17 protein-coding genes and 1 pseudogene are annotated in these 18,296 nt (G+C 56.2%); 1 reads left to right on the top strand and 17 read right to left on the bottom strand.

The annotated features are described in order from the left end of the window. Window positions 1–6 precede the first annotated feature (6 nt). The 17 genes and pseudogenes from C4520_05810 to C4520_05730 form a co-directional block, all read right to left on the bottom strand. Window positions 7–264, bottom strand: a complete 258-nt coding sequence (locus C4520_05810; protein ID RJP23765.1) for a transposase — start codon at window positions 262–264, stop codon at window positions 7–9. A gap of 504 nt (window positions 265–768) precedes the next feature. Beyond that, window positions 769–1,863 (bottom strand): 4Fe-4S dicluster domain-containing protein, encoded by a 1,095-nt coding sequence (locus C4520_05805; GenBank protein ID RJP23764.1) that lies wholly within the window; start codon window positions 1,861–1,863, stop codon window positions 769–771. Window positions 1,864–2,281: 418 nt separating this feature from the next. Next, complete coding sequence (gene pgeF / locus C4520_05800; GenBank protein RJP23763.1) at window positions 2,282–3,070, bottom strand: peptidoglycan editing factor PgeF; 789 nt, start codon at window positions 3,068–3,070, stop codon at window positions 2,282–2,284. Between the two features lie 189 nt (window positions 3,071–3,259). Beyond that, a complete protein-coding gene (locus C4520_05795; GenBank protein RJP23762.1) occupies window positions 3,260–3,736 on the bottom strand; it encodes a YjbQ family protein in 477 nt (158 codons plus the stop codon). 331 nt (window positions 3,737–4,067) lie between these two features. Next, window positions 4,068–5,435, bottom strand: a complete 1,368-nt coding sequence (gene hslU / locus C4520_05790) for an ATP-dependent protease ATPase subunit HslU (GenBank protein RJP23761.1) — start codon at window positions 5,433–5,435, stop codon at window positions 4,068–4,070. After that, a complete protein-coding gene (locus tag C4520_05785; protein ID RJP23760.1) occupies window positions 5,432–5,917 on the bottom strand; it encodes a cytidine deaminase in 486 nt (161 codons plus the stop codon). The genes hslU and C4520_05785 overlap by 4 nt, the downstream gene beginning before the upstream one ends. Window positions 5,918–5,926: 9 nt before the next feature. Then, window positions 5,927–7,219: a serine hydroxymethyltransferase gene (locus C4520_05780; GenBank protein ID RJP23766.1), complete on the bottom strand. Its 1,293-nt coding sequence runs from the start codon at window positions 7,217–7,219 to the stop codon at window positions 5,927–5,929. A 4-nt stretch (window positions 7,220–7,223) separates the two neighbouring features. Further along, complete coding sequence (gene rpiB / locus C4520_05775; GenBank protein ID RJP23759.1) at window positions 7,224–7,673, bottom strand: ribose 5-phosphate isomerase B; 450 nt, start codon at window positions 7,671–7,673, stop codon at window positions 7,224–7,226. Next, entirely contained in the window at window positions 7,670–8,341 is a 672-nt protein-coding gene (locus tag C4520_05770) for a threonylcarbamoyl-AMP synthase (protein RJP23758.1), read from the bottom strand. Before C4520_05770 ends, rpiB begins: the two co-directional genes overlap by 4 nt. A 122-nt stretch (window positions 8,342–8,463) precedes the next feature. Next, window positions 8,464–9,027: pseudogene (locus tag C4520_05765) on the bottom strand (transposase). A 128-nt stretch (window positions 9,028–9,155) separates the two neighbouring features. Continuing rightward, window positions 9,156–9,794 carry an RdgB/HAM1 family non-canonical purine NTP pyrophosphatase gene (gene rdgB, locus C4520_05760; protein RJP23757.1) on the bottom strand — a complete coding sequence of 213 codons (639 nt, stop codon included), beginning with the start codon at window positions 9,792–9,794 and terminating at the stop codon, window positions 9,156–9,158. Then, a complete protein-coding gene (locus tag C4520_05755; GenBank protein ID RJP23756.1) occupies window positions 9,794–10,522 on the bottom strand; it encodes a ribonuclease PH in 729 nt (242 codons plus the stop codon). Before C4520_05755 ends, rdgB begins: the two co-directional genes overlap by 1 nt. Next, window positions 10,512–11,942: a S41 family peptidase gene (locus C4520_05750; GenBank protein ID RJP23755.1), complete on the bottom strand. Its 1,431-nt coding sequence runs from the start codon at window positions 11,940–11,942 to the stop codon at window positions 10,512–10,514. The genes C4520_05755 and C4520_05750 overlap by 11 nt, the downstream gene beginning before the upstream one ends. Then, entirely contained in the window at window positions 11,943–13,949 is a 2,007-nt protein-coding gene (locus tag C4520_05745) for an FtsX-like permease family protein (GenBank protein RJP23754.1), read from the bottom strand. A gap of 3 nt (window positions 13,950–13,952) precedes the next feature. Beyond that, on the bottom strand, window positions 13,953–14,645 hold the full coding sequence (locus C4520_05740; GenBank protein ID RJP23753.1) for an ATP-binding cassette domain-containing protein: 693 nt from the start codon (window positions 14,643–14,645) through the stop codon (window positions 13,953–13,955). A 5-nt stretch (window positions 14,646–14,650) separates the two neighbouring features. Further along, window positions 14,651–15,601: a transketolase family protein gene (locus C4520_05735; GenBank protein ID RJP23752.1), complete on the bottom strand. Its 951-nt coding sequence runs from the start codon at window positions 15,599–15,601 to the stop codon at window positions 14,651–14,653. A gap of 13 nt (window positions 15,602–15,614) precedes the next feature. Continuing rightward, complete coding sequence (locus tag C4520_05730) at window positions 15,615–16,439, bottom strand: transketolase (GenBank protein RJP23751.1); 825 nt, start codon at window positions 16,437–16,439, stop codon at window positions 15,615–15,617. Between the two features lie 545 nt (window positions 16,440–16,984). Between C4520_05730 and C4520_05725 the strand changes: the two genes are divergently transcribed. Beyond that, a complete protein-coding gene (locus C4520_05725; protein ID RJP23750.1) occupies window positions 16,985–18,181 on the top strand; it encodes a sigma-70 family RNA polymerase sigma factor in 1,197 nt (398 codons plus the stop codon). The last annotated feature ends 115 nt before the right edge of the window (window positions 18,182–18,296 follow it).

Raw genomic sequence — 18,296 nt, 5'->3', positions numbered from 1 at the left:
AAGGGCTTACCATTTTTTTGACAGTACTTCCTTCAACGCGTCTATATCAACCGCCTGCTGCGCTACAATCCGCTTGAGGCGCGCGTTCTCCTTCTCCAAAACCTTTAGACGCTTGGCGTCGGGAATATCCATGTCGCCATACATCTTGCGCCACCGGTACAATGACCATTCCGAGACCCCGTGCTTCCGGCTGGTCTCGCTTATCGATGTCGCTTCCGCTTCCTTCAACAACCGAATTATCTGCTCCTCTGTGTACCGCTTCATGTGCAGGTCCTCCTCCCGTTTCGCCCTTATTATATACTCCTTCGGACCTCACACTTCACGTGGTACTTATTTTGGGGAGCAGGTTATGAGGCAGCTCTGTTTAGGCGTGTTTTGAGAACCCCCCGCGCCATGGTATGGTCCTTGCAGATTTGAGAGCCTAATTCAATAGGATATAAACTCGACGGGTCGCATAATATCACACGCGGTTTCTCGTCGTCAAGTATTTCTAATAAAGATTTATTTGCAACTTTTTGCTTTTCTGAGTAACACTCCCTTCCGCATGCCACCAAGGCACCGAAAAGCTCAGGATTGGTCATCAGAGAGAAATCGGATTCGATGGCGTCATCCAACAAAGAATATTCTGCAATCGATGCGCCGCTCTTCAAGAGTCTGACTTTAAGCTGGTGGACCGGGCCGCGAGCGAGTGAGCCGTCGCTGATTTGGAGAAGCAGGTAGCTGAGGGAAGATGCTGCCTGCCAAAAAACTGCTCTCTTTGATGTATGATTATGAGTCCTTCATCCTGGCCTGCGCCTGTCGCATCATAAGCTCTCTGAAGCTGCGGGGAGGCTCGAGGAAATCGGGGCGAGAAACGAGGGAAATCGCCCTGGCCGGGCAGTGATACGCGCACACGCCGCAGCCGACGCACCGCTCGGCGGTAAGCCGCGCGATATCGCCATCGAGAGTGATCGCGTCCATCTGGCACTTCTCCATGCATTCGCCGCAGCCGGTGCACGCCTCCGCATCGATGACAGCCTCATAATTGCTCGAGACGCTTCTCACCGGCGCGTGATATTTGCTGACGCCGCGCAGGATGCCGCAGCAGCATGTGCAGCAGTTGCAGATGAAATCGATGCGGTCGCGCGTGTTGCTCGAGGTTGCGATCAATCCCGCGTCGGCGCTCTTCTTGAGAATTTCGTGAGCCTCCTCGCGGCTTATCTTTCGGCCAAAGCCTCGTTCACTCACGAATTTGGCGAATGGGCCGAACTGAAGGCAGACATCATCGGGGAACTCGCAGCCGTGGTCGAGCAGTCGGCGCTCGTGGCGGCAGTAGCAGGTCGAGACGGTTATCGTGTCGGCCTCATCGATGTACTTGCCGGCCTCCTCGAAGGCGAAGACTCTCACGTCGGCCGCGACGGTTTGCTCGATAGGGATGACGCGCGCGAAATGGCCGCCCGGCTCGACGGGAAACGGGCTCTTTTCGCCTCCTTTCGGCGCAATGACATTGAAGTAAGCGTCGAAAGCTCGCGCCAATTTTCTGGCTCGTTCGGAGACCTCTCCCTTCATGAACTGAAGCTCGAAGATTCCCGGAACGAGTTGGATCGTTTTGTACCACTTCTCGCCGCCTCTCTCGCTGCAGTAGATGAGGCCCTTGTCGGCCATCTGATCGAGCAGGCGCGCCACGTGCTTCGGGTCCCCGCCCAGCTTCTCCGCCACGCTCGATGGCGATTCCGGCGCCAGCGGCGAAAGGTTAAGGGCCGCCCGCGCCTCCTCCTCGGTGAACAGCGCCTTCAGGAGCGTCTCCAGTTCGGGGCTCTTGTGGCTGCCGTATCCTATCTGATTGTAAAGCTCCGCCAACTGATCATAAAGCTTATCCGTCATGATGGAGTCCTCTCATGTGGTTTCAAATTCCTTTGCGATTCACAAAGCTTTTCAGTGCCTGCCTCTCCCCGGCTTCTGCTAAGTGCACATTTGGCTCAAACAAGAGTGATGTATAGATTATCAGATATGAAATTCCCAAACAAATGGCGGAGAAAGCATGTTGCAATGGCGCGGGTTTTCATCAAACGGGCACGGCACGCCGTGCCCCTACATAGACCTGGGCGGTTCTTGAAAATCTGCCGGATGGACGGTTAAGGAAGAGAGAGCCTTCCCCCGAGAGGCGCGAGGTTTTATCAAACGGGCACGGCACGCCGTGCCCCTACATTGGCGTTTACTCGCTTCCAATATCCGTGTGAATCTGAGTGCCTTTGTGGTTCTCCTCTCTTTCTTGGTGTCTTCGTGCCTTGGTGGTTGAATTTTACGTGCGGAGGGCGATCAGCGAAAGGATGCGGCCGGAGTGCGCGCCGTGCTTGCGGGCGGAGAAGAAGCGATCCGAATTGCAGAAGGTGCAGAGGTCATGTGAGATGATCTGGTTCTCCGGCACACCAGTCTCGAGCAATTGCATTCGGTTCGCCTGCCACAGGTCGAGACGCCACGTCCGCGCGCCGTTCTTCTCGAAGAGCGACGCGCCATACGCGAAGGCCGAATTGAATTCGTCGTACACGTCTCGCCCGACCTCATAGCAGCACTGCCCGATGGATGGCCCGATCGCGGCCCATATGTTTCGCGGACCGGCGCGAAATTCGGAAATCATTCGCTGGACCGCGAGAGCGACAATTGATTTGGCGGTGCTGCGCCAGCCGGCATGGACGATGCCGACGGCAGGCGTCGCCGGATCATAGAGGAAGACGGGCACGCAATCGGCAGTGAAGACGCCGATTGGTACGCCGGGCATGTCGGTGACAAGCGCATCGGTCTCGGGGATACCCCGATAATAATCGAGCGCTCCCCTCCCCCGCTCGGATTCGGTCACGAGAACAACGTTCTTCCCGTGCACCTGCTTTCCGGAGGTGAATGAATGCAGATCGAGTCCGAGCGCTTCGCACGCGGCTCTTCGCAGTTCATGGGCGTCATGCGCCGCGGGCTCGGCTTCGTGAGGATGAGGATTTTTCTTGACGGTCTGTCGTGTGGTGAAGCCAGCCGCGATCCTGTCGAATGGCGGCTCGGATGGAAAGGCAGGGACGATTGAGTCTGGATTATTTGTCATTGTTATTCACCGCGGAGGCGCAGAGAACACTGAGGAAAAGTTAATCGGGCATGGCATGCCATGCCCGTACATCGCGTCCATTCGGTTTCGATAATCCGTGTGAGGCTGTGTGATTCGTGTTCCAGGGATTTTTGGCGCGGCTCTGCGGCCTCTGCGTCTCTGCGTCTCTGCGGTAAAAATCAATTTCCATTATTCCCCGACGATCTTCACGACGACTTCCTTCTCGCGCCGGCCGTCGAACTCGGCGTAGTAAATGGTCTGATACGGCCCGAAATCGGGACGACCATCCGAAAGCGGGAAGATGATGTGATGGCCGGCGAGGTTGGCGCGCATGTGGCCGGCGGCGTTCTTCTTGCAATCGGTGCGGTCATGCGCGTATTCGCGGCCCTCGGGCACGAGTTCGGAAAGAACCTTCTCGAAATCGCCGGTCAGTGACCGGTCGCAATCGCTGATGTAGACGGCGGAACTGGTGTGGTGCGGAAACACGAGGACAATGCCGTTCTTGATGCCGCTGCGCACGCACGCCTCGGCCACCTGCTGGGTAATGTCGATGATTTCAGTGCGTTTTTCGGTGAAGATTTTTATTTCGGTGCGGAAGGTGGTCATGGGATTAATAGATTTCAAATAAATGTTAAACGTTTGGACATTGTGTGCGGGCGGCCACATGGGGCCGCCCCTACAACAGAATTTCGAACCTTTCGGGCACGGTTCCGCGAAGCGCGGGATGCCCCTACGCCCTTACGGATGATGATTGATTTTCCGCAAATACGGTGGTTGGAAATCCCCCTTAGGAGGCTGTCCCGTACTTGAGATTTGTCTTCTTCTGCCAGACCCTGGATTCCTGCTTTCGCAGGAATGACGGTCACTCTGACTTGTTGATACCGCTGTGTCGTCGGCACCAACGCCATTATAGGACAGTCTCTTAGTCCCCCTTTCAAAAGGGGGGAAATTCAAGAACGCGCATTGGATAGCGACGTTATCAGCGCATTACGGATCGTTAAAGAATGAACCGGCTCAGGTCCTGATCCTTCAAAATGTCTCTCAGGCGTTCGCGAACGTAGGAGGAATCAACGGTGACGGATGTGCCTGCATGGACGGGCGCATCGAACGATATCGTTTCGATCACGCGCTCCATAATCGTGTGGAGGCGGCGCGCGCCGATGTTTTCGGTTTGCTCATTCACCAGTTCGGCGCTTCTGGCGATCTCCTCGATGGCGTCGTCGGTGATGATGAGATCGATTTTTTCCGTCTTCATCAGCCCGACATACTGCTTCACCAGCGCGTTCAGCGGCTCCTTGAGAATCCGCACGAAATCCTGCGCGGTCAGGCTCGAAAGCTCGACGCGCAGCGGGAAGCGCCCCTGCAACTCGGGGATGAGATCCGAGGGCTTCGTCATGTGGAAAGCGCCCGCGGCTATGAACAGGATATGCTGGGTGTTGACGGGTCCGTACTTCGTTATGACGGTGCTGCCTTCGACGAGAGGCAACAGATCGCGCTGGACTCCTTCACGCGAGACATCTGGGCCGTAGCCCGCCTGCCCGCGGCTCGCGATCTTATCGATCTCATCGAGGAAGATGATGCCGGCGTCTTGCACTCGCTTCACCGCCGTCGCGACAACCTCGTCCATATCGATCAGCTTCTGCGCCTCTTCCTGGGTGAGAATCTTCTTGGCGTCCTTGATCTTGACCTTTTTTCTTTTCGTCTGCGAGGGCAGCAGTTTTCCGAGCATCCCTTTCAGGCCGACATCCATTTCCTCCAATCCGGAACCGGAGAAAATCTGGAGCGGGAACGAAACCGTATCCTGCACCTCGATCTCGACGTACCGCTCGTCCATGTCGCCCTTTCGCAGTTTCTCCATAAGACGATCGCGTGTTGTCGGCTGGGTCTTCTCGATGTCCGCCGGCCCGTGGCCGGCGTATGTCACCTCGCCCGCGGGTTGATATTTCGGCGGAAGGATAATATCCATCAGCCGTTCCTCGGCCATTTTTTCGGCTACCTGCTGGACTTCTTCCGTCCGTTGCGATTTCACCATGCTGACGGATATCTCGGTGAGCTCTCTGATCATCGATTCGACGTCGCGACCGACATAGCCGACTTCGGTGAACTTGGAGGCCTCGACCTTCAGGAAGGGGGCATCGGCAAGCTTCGCCAGGCGCCGCGCGATCTCGGTCTTGCCGACACCGGTAGGGCCGATCATGATAATGTTTTTCGGCGCCACCTCGTCGCGCAGTTCCTCGGGCAGGCGCTGGCGCCGCCAGCGATTGCGCATGGCGATGGCGACCATCCTTTTGGCGTCGTTCTGCCCGATGATGTATTTATCAAGTTCGCCGACAATCTGTTTCGGCGTAAGAGAATTATTGTTCATACCGCATCTAATTGTTTCACGACTATCTCGACACCGGCCTCCTTGAGCATTTCCGCGGAGAGCCGGTCGGGGTAATCGCCCGTTACCACGATCTTTTCGACCCCGGCATTGATGAGCATCTTTGCGCAGAGCACGCACGGCTGATTGGTGCAGTAGAGGATGGACCCTTTCAGGCTGATGCCGAACTGCGCCGCCTGCAGGATCGCGTTTTGCTCCGCGTGAATTCCCCGGCACAGTTCGTGCCGCTCACCCGAGGGAACCCCCTCGCGCTCGCGGATGCAGCCGACCTCCTCGCAATGTTTGAGGCCGCTCGGCGCGCCGTTGTAGCCGGTCGTCAAGATGCGCTTGTCCCGTACAAAGATTGCGCCGACCGCCCGGCGCAGGCAAGTCGAGCGACTTGACACCAGCTTCGCTATTTCCAGAAAGTATTCATCCCATCCCGGTCGAGTCACGTTCTTTTTTCCTTTGTTTCCGGAGGACATCAAGCGTCGTTAGAGGCCGTTGGGCATCGGGAACCGCTCGCACAGCTCGCGCACTTTCTCCCTGATCTGCGCAAGCCGCTTCACATCTTTCCGCGCGTTGAGGGCGTCATCGATGAACTGCGCGATGAGCACCATCTCCGCTTCGCCCATTCCGCGAGTGGTGACCGCAGGCGTGCCGGGCCGAATTCCACTGGTTACGGCCGGTCCGAGCTTGTCGTACGGAATCGTGTTCATGTTGACGGTGATCCCGGCCTGATCGAGAACTTCGGCGGCCTCCTTCCCGGTGATGGAGCGATTGGTCAGGTCGACCAGCATCAAATGAGTATCCGTTCCATCCGAAACCAGGCGGAACCCGCGCTCGCTTAACTCGCGCGCGAGGCGGCGCGCATTCAAGACGATCTGCCGCTGGTACTCGGCGAACTCGCCGGTCATCGCCTCTTTCAACGAAACCGCTTTGGCCGCGATCACGTGCATCAGCGGCCCGCCCTGAATGCCGGGGAAAACCATCTTGTCTATTTCGTGCGCGTATTTGCTCTTGCACAAGATCAAGCCGCCGCGCGGCCCGCGCAGAGTCTTGTGGGTGGTGACAGTCACGAAATCGGCATGTGGAAACGGACTGGGATGCACCCCGCCGGCGATCAATCCCGCGATGTGCGCGATATCGGCCATGAGATAGGCGCCGACCTCCCGGGCTATTTCACCGAAGGCGGCGAAATCAATGTTACGCGGATACGCGCTTGCGCCGACCACGATCATTTTCGGTTTGCACCTGAGCGCGTGCCGCCTGACAGCGTCGTAATCGAGCACTTCGGTTTTCGGGTCAACCCCATAGGATTCGATCTGAAAGAAGCGTCCCGAGAAACTTGCGGGAGCGCCATGGGTCAGATGCCCACCGTGCGATAGTCTCATGCCCATCAGCATGTCGCCCTGCCGGAGCATGCTGAAGTAGACGGCCATATTCGCCTGCGAGCCCGAATGCGGCTGGACGTTGGCGTGCTCGGCGCCGAACAGTTTTTTGGCGCGGTCGATCGCGAGCGCCTCCACCACATCCATATTCTCGCATCCGCGGTAGTACCGGTGAGCGGGATAACCCTCCGCGTATTTGTTGGTCATCACGCTCCCCTGCGCTTCGAGGACTGCGGAGCTTGCGTAGTTTTCCGACGGGATCAACTGGAGCTTTGTGCGCTGCCGCTCATATTCACATTCGATGGCCTTTGCGATTTCCGGATCGGTCTTGGCGAGTGCGCTAACTTTCTCGTAGACTACTCCCAATGCGGTTTCCTTTCTGTCGGTTGGACGCATAACTTCAACGCCCGGTGGTTCTCGTCCCATTCTCGATCTTCTGAATGCGCCTGAGGTGCCTTCCCCCCTCGAAGGGTGTTTTCAACCAAACATCAAGAACATCACGGGCCGCTGCGCCGTCGATCAGACGGGCGCCCATGACGAGGATATTCGCGTCATTATGAGAGCGCGACATCTCCGCCATGTAGGTATTCGTGCATAGGGCGGCTCGGATGCCGGGATATCTATTTGCCGCATAGCTCATCCCGAGGCCGGTCCCGCAAATGAGAATGCCGCGCTCGACCAGGTTGGCCAGGACCGCCTCGCACAGTTTCTGGGCGTAATCGGGGTAATCGCACGACTCGGGCTCATAGCAGCCGAAGTCCTCGACGGCGTGCCCCGCGCGCGCCAGATAATTCCGCAGGTCTTCTTTCAGCTCGAATCCGGCGTGGTCAGAGGCAATGGCCAATTTCATGATCCGTTTCCTTCCTGGAAGAAAATCTCCTTGTCGATGTCATTTGTCAGAGCCATGAGCTGATCGACCGAAATCACTCCTTCTCTTAATATTATCATTTTTCTTCCCGTTACCTCCACTATTGTGGAGGGCAAGCTCGAGGGACTGGGGCCGCCGTCCACCACGGCATCGACTTCCCCTTTGAACCACGATGTTGCTTCGCGCGCGGTGCGGGCAGGCTTTTTGCCTGCCGGATTCGCGCTCGTCGCTATCACGAGCCCGCCGACCGAGCCGGAAATCGTGCGCGCGATCCTGTTGGCCGGCACCCGGACGCATAGAGTCCCCCGCGCGTCCACGACGTCGGCCGGCAGCGTCCCAGAATCCTGGATTATGAGCGAGAGCGGGCCCGGCCAAAACCGTTCGGCGGCCGCAGCCGCAAGCGGGCTCAGAGTGATTCCCCATTCCGCCAGCCGCTCCGCCTTATCCATGATGAACGGAAACGGCTTGTTTGCCTCCCGTCCCTTCATGATTCGCACGCGGTGGTGGACTTCGTGATTGAAGGCGTCACCGCCCACCGCGTAGAAGGTATCAGTCGGATACGCGATGATTCCACCTTTTTTCAGGAGAGAACCGATCTCATGAAGCAGGTTGGGCTCGGGCGATTCAGGATTCAGTTCGAATATCTTCATTGCTTTCGGGCGCCGCGCGCGGAAAGCACGGCTTTTCGGGCACGGTCCCGCGAAGCGCGGGATGCCCCTACAGGGAAATATTTCAGCTTTGCCGATGATTCCGCGGTTTCGGCCACAGCAAACGGGTTTTCACGATCGAATTCCCATTGAAAGGGATTCTTTAAAATGTATTCCCGGATCTTGTCTAATGATTCATCGTTTCGGATGACATGTTCAAAATAATTGCGTTGCCAAATTTTCTGCGCACGGGATGCTGCACCCCTACCGCATTCGTTTATGCGTTTGGTTGCAGCCGATTTGAAAGAACGTATTATCGTGGAAAGAGCGCCGGAGACAGGTATAGCAAATTTTCCGGATGATTCGAGCACACGTGATTGTAGGGGCACGGCATGCCGTGCCCGCTCGGGTGAATCAATAATGAGAATGCCGTGAATATGATTAGGCATAACGATGAACGCATCCAGTTGCACGTTCGGGAAATGGTTCGGCAGCGCCTGCCAGCAGTCGCCGACGACGCGCCCAAATTCCGTCGCCTGCATTTGTCCATCTACGATCGTCCCGAAGAGGTCATTCTTCCCTTGAGTGCAGACTGTGACGAAATACGCGCCTGATTGCGTGTAATCGAATGCCTTTAGCCGTAGAGAGCGGCGTTTTGGAAGAGTAGCGTTCGGTTTATTGTCATTCATGGGCGTGTTGTATGGCTTTTTCGGACACGGTCCCGCGAAGCGCAGGATGCCCCTACAGGTTCATTTGTTTCGGCCTTTCGGGCATGGTCCCGCGAAGCGCGGAATGCCCCTACAGGATCATATATTCCTCAACTGCGCTTGCGAATGCGGGGAGCATCATCGGCGGCATATTTCGGGCTGCCGGTTATTCTCTCCAGAATTCGCCTCACTTTGCAGAAAGCTTCGGCTCGATGACTGACCTGATCCTTCACCGTATCCCCGAGTCGCGCGAACGTCGACTTGTAGCCGTTCGGAATGAAGATGGGGTCATATCCGAAACCGGATTTTCCACAGGGCCGCGTCGCAATTCTGCCCTCGCATTTGCCGGTCGCAATCCAGATTTTTCTGCCGTCGGTAATGGCGACAACGCAAACAAACCGGGCGGTTCTGCGGGCGGGCTTGATCCCCCGCAACAGGCGAAGCACTTTTGTGACGTTGTCAGCATCGGAAGCTTCCTCTCCGGCAAATCGGGCCGAGAGCGGGCCGGGCTGACCGTCGAGCGCATCAATTTGCAAGCCCGAGTCTTCCGCAAGGGTCAACAGGCCCGTCTGGCGGAAATATTCGGAAGCTTTCAAGCGGGCATTCGCCAGGAAGGATTTCTCCGTTTCGCGAACGGGAACAATCTCTTCGAACGTCCGGAGACTGATAATTTCGAGCGGCACGCCCTCAAGAAATTTCGAGATCTCCCTGACTTTCCCGGGATTGTTGGTTCCGAGCAGAAGCTTCATCAATCGCTGTCAATCAAGAGAGTTTTCCGTTGCCATGTCACGAGCTGCTGGATTCCTTCGCGGGCAAGATCAAGCAGCTCATCAAGAAGGAGCCTTTCAAACGGCCGCTCCGCGGTCCCCTGTATCTCGACCAATTGCCCGTCCTCCGTCATCACGATATTCAGGTCAACGTCTGCGCGCGAGTCCTCCTCATAACAAAGGTCGAGCACCGAATGGCCATTTACAATGCCGACGCTTGTCGCGGCCACGAATTGAATGATGGGCATGGAGGCGACTTCGTTCGAGACGATCAACTTGTTCAGCGCGTCATACAGCGCGATGAACGAGCCGGTGATCGCTGAAGTGCGCGTGCTTCCGTCGGCTTCTATCACATCGCAGTCGATCCTGATCGTGCGCGAGCCGAGACGGGAAAGGTCCGTTACCGAGCGCAGAGCGCGTCCGATCAGTCGCTGGATTTCGTACGAGCGCGCCGACGGCCCGCGCGAAGTGCGCGTAACGGTGGAGCGAGGCAGCATGGAGTATTCCGCCGTGATCCAGCCCTTGCCGGAGCCTTCCAGGAAGTCCGGCACCTTCGGTTCCACCGAAGCCGTGCAGAGGACGCGAGTCTTTCCGATCTCGATGAAGGCCGAGCCTTCGGCGTGCCCCGTAAATCCCCTCTGGATGCGGACGGGGCGCAGTTCGTTCCAGGCGCGCCCGTCGATTCGGAGTTCTCTGCGTTTATTTTTCAAGCGGCACTTCCTCTAATTCGCCGGGGGTCTCGATGAGGAAATCCTTTCCTTCGAGCGATTCCTCCTCGTTAGCCGGCGCGGCGGCGCTTTCCGGATTCGTGCCGGCATCCCTCCCCTGCTCTTCGATATTCATTTTCGCGACGCTGATATTCTGCTCGAGTGTCTTGAAGATATCATAGCCCTGGAGCAGCTCGATGGCTCTCTGCAACTGGATGTCAACGACCTTCTGCTCGCCCTGTTCCGTCTGCCGCTTGACTGAGCCCGGCACTTCCATCGTGGTCATCAATTGGGTCATTTGTTCCTTCGTCAATTTCACCTCGATGTCCGGCAGGATGCCGGTCCCATTGATCGAGCTGCCGCCGGGGGTGAGATATTTGGCAGTTGTCAAGCGGAGGGCGGATCCATCACTCAGCGGAATAATGCTCTGAACAGAACCCTTCCCAAAGGTTTTCTCGCCCATGATGACAGCTCGTCTGGTGTCCTTCAATGCGCCCGCAACGATTTCCGATGCGCTTGCGCTTCCTCCGTTAACCAGGACGACGATCGGGATGTCGGGTCCGATGGCGGCCTTCGATTTCGCCTTGAATTTCAGGTTCTGATCGGCATGGCGCGACTCGGTGTAGACCAGCAACTGGCCTTTCTCGAAGAACTCGTCGGCGACGTCGGCTGCGACGTTGAGGAGGCCGCCCGGATTATTGCGCAAATCGAGGACGAGCGAGCGCATCCCCTGCGCCTTGAGATCTTCCAACGACTTGTGCAGCTCGAGCGCGGTTTTCTCACTGAACTCGCGCAGGCGGATGCGGCCGATCTTTTCTTCGATCATCTCGTGCGTGACGCTGCGAATCTGGATATCGGCCCTGGTCAGCACGAACTCGAGCTCCTGCGGAAGCTCCTTTGGATCGTCGCTGAGACGGAGCACGGTGATCGCCACTTTCGAGCCTTTCGGTCCTCTCAGTTTTTTCACGGCCTCTTCGAGCACCAATCCCTGCGTGCTTTCACCCTCGATTTTAATGATCTTGTCGTTCGCCTGAACGCCCGCCTTGAATGCCGGCGTATCTTCAATGGGCGAGACGACAGTAAGAATCTTGTTTTCATCAAGGCTGATAACGATGCCGAGGCCGCCGAAATGGCCCTCGGTCTCCACTTTCAATTCCTTATAGGTGTCCGGAGGCATGAACTGGCTGTGCGGATCGAGGCCGTCCAGCATTCCTTTCATAGCTCCGTAGATCAATGTTTTGGTCGGCACCTGCTCGACATATTCATTCTGAACGATGCTGAGAGCGTCCGAGAAGATTTCCAAGTCGGTGTATGTCGATCCTGTTTGGGCCGCGACATATCCTGAGAGGCTGTTGCCGAACAGGAGCCCCAGCATGAGGACCGAGACCAAAAACAGAACGAACTGACTGCGGTTGCGTTGCATTTACGTCCTCCTTTGAAGCCAGACCAGCGGATCCACGGGCTGGCCGTTTTCCCGAATTTCGAAATAGAGGTATGGCCCTTTCAAAGAGCCGGTTTCGCCGACAAGACCTACTACAGTGCCGGCCCCAATGAATTCCCCTTTCTTCACAAAAATCTCCGAGCAATGCGCGTACACGCTGCTATAACCGTCGCCGTGATCGAGAATAATGAGCTTGCCGTATCCCCTGAACCAGTCGGAATAGACTACGGCTCCATCATGAATGACACTGATTTCCGCCCCGAGAGGCGATGAGATGTCAATTCCCATATGCCGCGTATACGTGTGCGAGTCCGGATTCTGAATTCGCCCAAATGGAGCAGCGACCTCCCCCGTAACAGGCCACGGAAGCAAGCCTTTCATCTGTTGAAACGGCACGGGAGCGGCGGCGGGGCCTCGTGCAGCCTTGCTTGACCTGATCAATTGCTCCAGATTTCGTGAAGAGGCCTCAAGGTCGTTGATCGCGGCCAGGTAGATTGTCTTTTGTTGGCGCACCTGGTTCAAAAGATCTTCGCGGTGCCTTTTTTTCTCGAGCAACTGCTGAACACGCAGCTTGTTTGTTTCAATATATAAAGTATCCAACTCCGATCGTTTGCGCAAATCGTCCTCCTGTTGGACGTATTGCCGGCGGATTTCTTCGGTTCGTTCGTGCGCTTCGGCTTCCTTCTGGGCCAGCAGGTCAATTATCTTGTTGCGGACGATGAGTTCCGAATGCGGAATATCGAAAAAAATCACTTCTGCGACGGACGGCATTTTCTGAACGCACAGTTCTCTGAGCCACCGCTCCAGTTCGCGGCGGGACTCGACCAGTTTCCTTTCATATTCTGAAAGCTGCTTTTGGCCGACGTGGATCGCCGCTTTATTGGCGGTTTTCTTTCCCACGGCTACTGAATGCTCTTTCTCCAGAAGATCGATTTCCTTTTCGATCTTCTCCAGCCCCCCTATAAGAGTCCGTTCTTGCTCGGTTATCTCGGTTACCACCGATTGGTTCTGTTGCAGTTCGAGGCTCAGCCGCTCCAGTTCTTTTTGATAGCGCGCGACTTCGCTGTCGAGTTCATTCGCGCGGAGCGGACTTTGGCACACGACCAGCAGGAGAAGCGCAATCGAAAATGCGGAGAGCGCCTTCCGGGAGATCAGCCAGTTCGCAAGCACCGCCAGAAAAGGTCCCGCGCTGAACGCGGCAATAATGAGGAAAACCGGAACCTGAAGCGGGCGATTCATTTCGTTCGAGATCAGAAAAAGAAGAAGAACGAGCAATATGATCCCGAACATCGCCCCGGTCAGCCCCTGCACAAAACTCTCGATACTGAAGATTTTTCGCACCAGGCTGCCGCTCGCGCCGAGCATCCGCAGAGTGCGTATCTCATCGGCTCGCGCCGCGGAAGCCAAGCGGGCGATGTTGATGATGACGACGCTGAATATGAACAGCCAGAACACATTCATTCCGATAGCGGCTATCGTCATCTCGCGCCGAAACTGGAAATAACGCTCGAGCAGCGTTTTCTCAAACTTTACTTCATCAACTCCCTCGAGGCGGCCCACCTGCTCCGCCAACTGCTGAATCTGCGAAATATCGCGACTGCCTCTGGCCAGGCGGATCACAACGGTCGGCGGCAAGAGTTCATCAAGCGAGATTCGCTCCAGATTTTTGGAATTCTCCGCCTGCTCGGAGAGGTGCCTTCTCAGCTCCTGCTCCGAAACGAGGCCGGCTTCTTTCACTTCTGGAAGCGCCCGAATTCGCTCGATTATTGATTGAGAAACCTCCGCCGGCACATCGCGTCGAAGGAACGCAACCAGCTCAACCTTGTCTTCCCACTCTTTGAGGAAGAAATTGACATTAGCGGCGGAAAGCGCGACGGCGCCGAGCGCAAACACGGCGATAGCGACGCTTCCAGCCACCGCAAAACCGAGGGTCTTGTCACGTCGAAAATTGCGGATGCCTTCTCGCACGGCAAAACTGAATTCGCGCATGTCTCACGTCAATTCCCGCACATATTGAAGGCCGGACGCTGTAACGCTAGGACGGGCTTCACCCGAATCGAGCATGATAGCGCGCTTGCCCGCCTGTCCGGCACACTCGATATGATGGGTCGCAATCACAATGGTCGAACCCCTCAGATGAGCTTTGCGAAACAGGGACGCCGCTTTCTCCGCCGACCGTCGATCGAGCCCCTCGTATGGCTCGTCGGCAAGAACGATCTTTGGGCGGCGCGCAAGCGCCCGGCAGATTTTCAACAACCGTCTCTCGTTCTCGGATATCCGGTCGCAATAAAAGTCCGCTTTGCCGAAGAGACCGATTTCCTTCAGATATTCGTTCGTCTCCCTTCGCGCCTCCGCCGCGCGCCAACCGGCAAGCTCGAGAGAGATATCGATATTTTCGGCTATTGTGCGACGCGAGAGGAGCCGATCCTCCTGAAAGATCACCCCGATGGTTCGCCTGTAATCAGTCAAGCCATTTCGCCAAATCTGGTTTACATCGGTCCCATCGATAAGGACACGCCCCTCGGCCGGCAGCTCCTGCAACGCCAGAACGCGCATCAGCGAAGATTTGCCGGCGCCGGCCTGTCCGCAAATGAAAATGAACTCGCCCTTCTCTATGTGAAGGTTCAGGCCGCTGATTATCGAGAAGCCTCCGCACCGCAAGCAGAGGTCCAGCGTGATGATCATGGCTGCTACCGTTTTTGCGAGACGATGCGGGACGCCGCCTCGGCTATCTTCCCCGCAGTAAGCCCATAAAATTCCATCAATTCGCCGGCTTCTCCCGACTGGCCAAACACATCGCGAACGCCGATCCGTACGACCGGCGCAGGCGCCGTTTCGCCCACCACCTCGGCAACCGCTCCGCCGAGCCCGCCGATTATGCTATGCTCTTCAGCCGTCACAATCCCCGCCGTCTCCTGTGCGGCCGCGACTATGGCTTCGCGGTCGATCGGCTTAATGCTGCTCATGTTGATTACCCGCGCCTCTATGCGCTCCTCCGAAAGGATATCGGCGGCTTTGAGAGCCGGTTGCACCATGGTGCCGGCGGCGACGATCGCCACATCCGACCCTTCCCGCAGCACCGATGCTTTCCCCAAAGTGAACCGGTAAGAGCTGTCATAGATGAAGGGAACCGCCGACCTTCCCAGACGTAGATACGCCGGCCCCGGCGTCTCTGCAAGCGCCGCCACAGCCTGCTCTGTTTCTGTCCCATCGGCTGGCACCACGATCTTCATGTTCGGAATCACGCGCATGATTGCAATATCTTCGATCGACTGATGAGAGGAGCCGTCGGGCCCGACTGCTATGCCGGCATGCGACGCGGCTATCTTCACGTTCAGGTTCGTGTAACATATGGAATTGCGTATCTGTTCCCAGGCGCGGCCGGTGGCGAAGATAGCGAACGTGCTGGCAAAGGCGATCTTCCCGGCGGCGGCCAATCCTGCCGCCGTCCCCATCATATCGGCCTCTGCGATGCCCATGTCGAAAAATCGGTCGGGAAACTTGTTTTTGAATTTAATCGTTTTGGTCGATTTGGCGAGATCGGCATCGAGAACAACGATGTTGGGATTCCGCTCTCCAAGCAGAACCAGTGCGCTGCCATATGCGTCGCGAGTGGCCACCTTCTCCTTCACCTTCAGCATGTTTTCTCTCCCACTATTCCAATTCCGCCAGAGCTCTCACGCATTCTTCCGCCGTGGGCGCGACCCCGTGAAAATCCACCTGGTTCTCCATGAAAGAGACGCCTTTACCCTTGGTCGTTTTCGCCACGATGATCGACGGTTTGCCCTTGGTCTCCTCCGCCATCTTCAGTGCCTGGAGTATCTGCCGCATGTCATGCCCATCTATGTCAATGGCGTTCCAGCCGAAACTTATCCATTTCTCGGAGATGGAACCAAGAGATTTTATCTCTTCCGTATGACCGTCGATCTGCAATCCGTTGTTATCAATAATTGCGCACAGATTGTCGAGCTTGTGATGAGACGCGGTCATGGCGGCTTCCCATACCTGCCCCTCCTGGATTTCTCCGTCGCCCATCAATACGTAAATGCGGTAGCTCTTGCGATCCAACCTGGCCGCCAATGCCATTCCGTTAGCGATGGAAAGCCCCTGTCCGAGCGAGCCGCTGGACATTTCCACCCCCGTCGTTTTCAGCATGTCGGGATGCCCCTGCAGAGGGTGATTCAGCTTCCGCAAGGCGTCAAGCCATGTCGCCGGAAAATAGCCGCTTCTGGCGAGCACCGAGTACCAGGCGGGCGCGCAGTGCCCCTTCGACAGCAGGAACCGGTCGCGATCGCTCCAATCGGGGCGCTTCGCATCATGACGCATCACGTGAAAGTAAAGCGCAGCAATCAGATCCGCACATGAGAGGCTGCCGCCGGGATGCCCGGAAGCTGCCTTCGTCAGCATCTGAATGATGTCCCTGCGAACGATTTTTGCCTGCGCCTCCAGATTTTTTATCAGCTCCTGGTCAATACGCATGTATTTCGGCTCCGCATTATCACAAGTGGCTGGTCGGACAACTCCTTAGTTTACCAGATCGACTAAAAAATGTAAATGATTTCAGCGGGTTAGAGGGTTTTTTGCGGTGATCACAACCTGACAAGACCGCACCTACACGAACAAATGCGACGCTGTCAGCTCAGCGGTCATCGCGATCCCTCATGAATCATGATGCAATAGCACCCAGCATCCCCGGAAATTGGGTTTGCGGAAATGCCCGGGCCGGACTATCGCCAAGACTGCCAATTTCCATGCTTGATAAATTGGAGTGGCTTTATCCTCTGGATTAGCAAGCTGGCATTTTGATGGGTAAGATGCAGGCTTCACGCGAGACGATTACCATATATAACTAGTTGTAAAAGAAAGGTTTAGTGGAGCTAGAAATTTATTTATTTGAGATGCTTGACAAGAGTGGAATAGTATGCTACAATCACGCTAGACTAACTGGACCAATTAAGTCCAGTTAAAAAGACGCAATAGACTCCCTAACCGTAAAGAAAGAGGGACGAAACAAAGGAGTGCAAATGCGTAAACAAAGAAAACCCAACCGACCCTCCGCAAAAGCCGTCCACAAGACTTCCCGAACCTCCAAGGCAGTAGCCAGAAAGTTAAAGACGAACGAAGCGCGAGTCACCGGTGCATCAGGCGCGCCCGCGGCTGCCGACAAAGAGGGACAGCATCCCGAGCTTTCGTTTGAGAAAGTGCTCCAATTGACAGACGGGGAAGATTACAAATTTGTAAAAACCGACAGTGAGGAATCGCCGGAGCATCTGGAGGAAATCGAGTCTCTTCATGAGCATGACGGAGTAGAGGAAGAGATTGTTGGCGAGCCAAGAGAGGTTCGAATTCCGCGAGAGCGGTCATCAGGCGAAGACCTGCTCCGCCTATACTTTCGCGATATTGGAAAGATCCCCCTTCTGTCCGATCAAGGGGTTATCGAAATAGCCAAACGGATCGAAAAAGCGCGCAAGAAAAGCGACAAGCCGGCGCTGAGAAAAGCCAAATCCGAGTTGGTGACGGCGAATCTGCGATTGGTGGTTAGTATAGCGAAGAAATTTTCGAATTGCGGGATGCCTCTTCTCGATCTTATTCAGGCCGGCAACATGGGCCTGATGAAAGCGGTAGAGGGCTTTGACTATAAGATGGGGTTTAAATTCAGCACGTACGCGTCCAAATGGATTCAGGCATCCATCACACGGACGATTTCCAATCAGGTGCGTACAGTCCGAATTCCGGTAAACGTGATTCCCGCACTGAAGCGGGTGGACCGGACGAGCCGGAAACTGACGAGAGAACTGGGCAGACGGCCGACGATCGCGGAGATCTCGAAAGGCTCCGGGGTGGAAAGCGACAAGATCCGGTCGATGGCGGAGATTCCGCAGCGCTCGATTTCTCTTGATTTTCCAGTAGATGGAGATAATGGAGATTGCACCCTTGGCGAAATTCTCGGCGACACGCACAGCCCGTCGACTTCCGACGTGGTCGACAAGCACTTTTTCCGCGAGCATCTTGAAGGCGTAATGAAGGATGCCCTTGATGCGCGCGAGCAGGAAGTACTCAAACTAAGGTACGGCCTCGAGGACGGTACCGAGCACACGCAATCCGAGATAGCCGAGTACTTGAAATTATCACGCCAGCGCGTATCCCAGATCGAGAACAAGGCGCTTTTGCGGTTGCGCCACCATGCTCGCAGCCATTCTTTGAGGAGTTTTCTCAATTAGCAACAGGGCAACAGGGACTTTTCGTGCCCGGTAATTAGGATATGGCGGCTGCACCCGGGTGTGCAGCCGCTTTTTTCCCGCGCCCCTCAAAAACCTTCCGACTCCGCTCCCGCCC

The organism is Candidatus Abyssobacteria bacterium SURF_5 (genome assembly GCA_003598085.1).
Classification (GTDB): domain Bacteria; phylum Abyssobacteria; class SURF-5; order SURF-5; family SURF-5; genus SURF-5.
The sequence above is the reverse complement of the archived record's forward strand: the minus strand, read 5'-3'. Positions and strand labels throughout refer to the sequence as shown.

Bases quoted from the DNA above. Each gene is read 5' to 3' on its own strand.
- C4520_05810 (RJP23765.1), bottom strand. From the start codon at position 264: ATGAAGCGGTACACAGAGGAGCAGATAATTCGGTTGTTGAAGGAAGCG.
- C4520_05805 (RJP23764.1), bottom strand. From the start codon at position 1,863: ATGACGGATAAGCTTTATGATCAGTTGGCGGAGCTTTACAATCAGATA.
- pgeF (RJP23763.1), bottom strand. From the start codon at position 3,070: ATGACAAATAATCCAGACTCAATCGTCCCTGCCTTTCCATCCGAGCCG.
- C4520_05795 (RJP23762.1), bottom strand. From the start codon at position 3,736: ATGTGGCCGCCCGCACACAATGTCCAAACGTTTAACATTTATTTGAAA.
- hslU (RJP23761.1), bottom strand. From the start codon at position 5,435: ATGAACAATAATTCTCTTACGCCGAAACAGATTGTCGGCGAACTTGAT.
- C4520_05785 (RJP23760.1), bottom strand. From the start codon at position 5,917: ATGTCCTCCGGAAACAAAGGAAAAAAGAACGTGACTCGACCGGGATGG.
- C4520_05780 (RJP23766.1), bottom strand. From the start codon at position 7,219: ATGCGTCCAACCGACAGAAAGGAAACCGCATTGGGAGTAGTCTACGAG.
- rpiB (RJP23759.1), bottom strand. From the start codon at position 7,673: ATGAAATTGGCCATTGCCTCTGACCACGCCGGATTCGAGCTGAAAGAA.
- C4520_05770 (RJP23758.1), bottom strand. From the start codon at position 8,341: ATGAAGATATTCGAACTGAATCCTGAATCGCCCGAGCCCAACCTGCTT.
- rdgB (RJP23757.1), bottom strand. From the start codon at position 9,794: ATGAAGCTTCTGCTCGGAACCAACAATCCCGGGAAAGTCAGGGAGATC.
- C4520_05750 (RJP23755.1), bottom strand. From the start codon at position 11,942: ATGCAACGCAACCGCAGTCAGTTCGTTCTGTTTTTGGTCTCGGTCCTC.
- C4520_05745 (RJP23754.1), bottom strand. From the start codon at position 13,949: ATGCGCGAATTCAGTTTTGCCGTGCGAGAAGGCATCCGCAATTTTCGA.
- C4520_05740 (RJP23753.1), bottom strand. From the start codon at position 14,645: ATGATCATCACGCTGGACCTCTGCTTGCGGTGCGGAGGCTTCTCGATA.
- C4520_05735 (RJP23752.1), bottom strand. From the start codon at position 15,601: ATGCTGAAGGTGAAGGAGAAGGTGGCCACTCGCGACGCATATGGCAGC.
- C4520_05730 (RJP23751.1), bottom strand. From the start codon at position 16,439: ATGCGTATTGACCAGGAGCTGATAAAAAATCTGGAGGCGCAGGCAAAA.
- C4520_05725 (RJP23750.1), top strand. From the start codon at position 16,985: ATGCGTAAACAAAGAAAACCCAACCGACCCTCCGCAAAAGCCGTCCAC.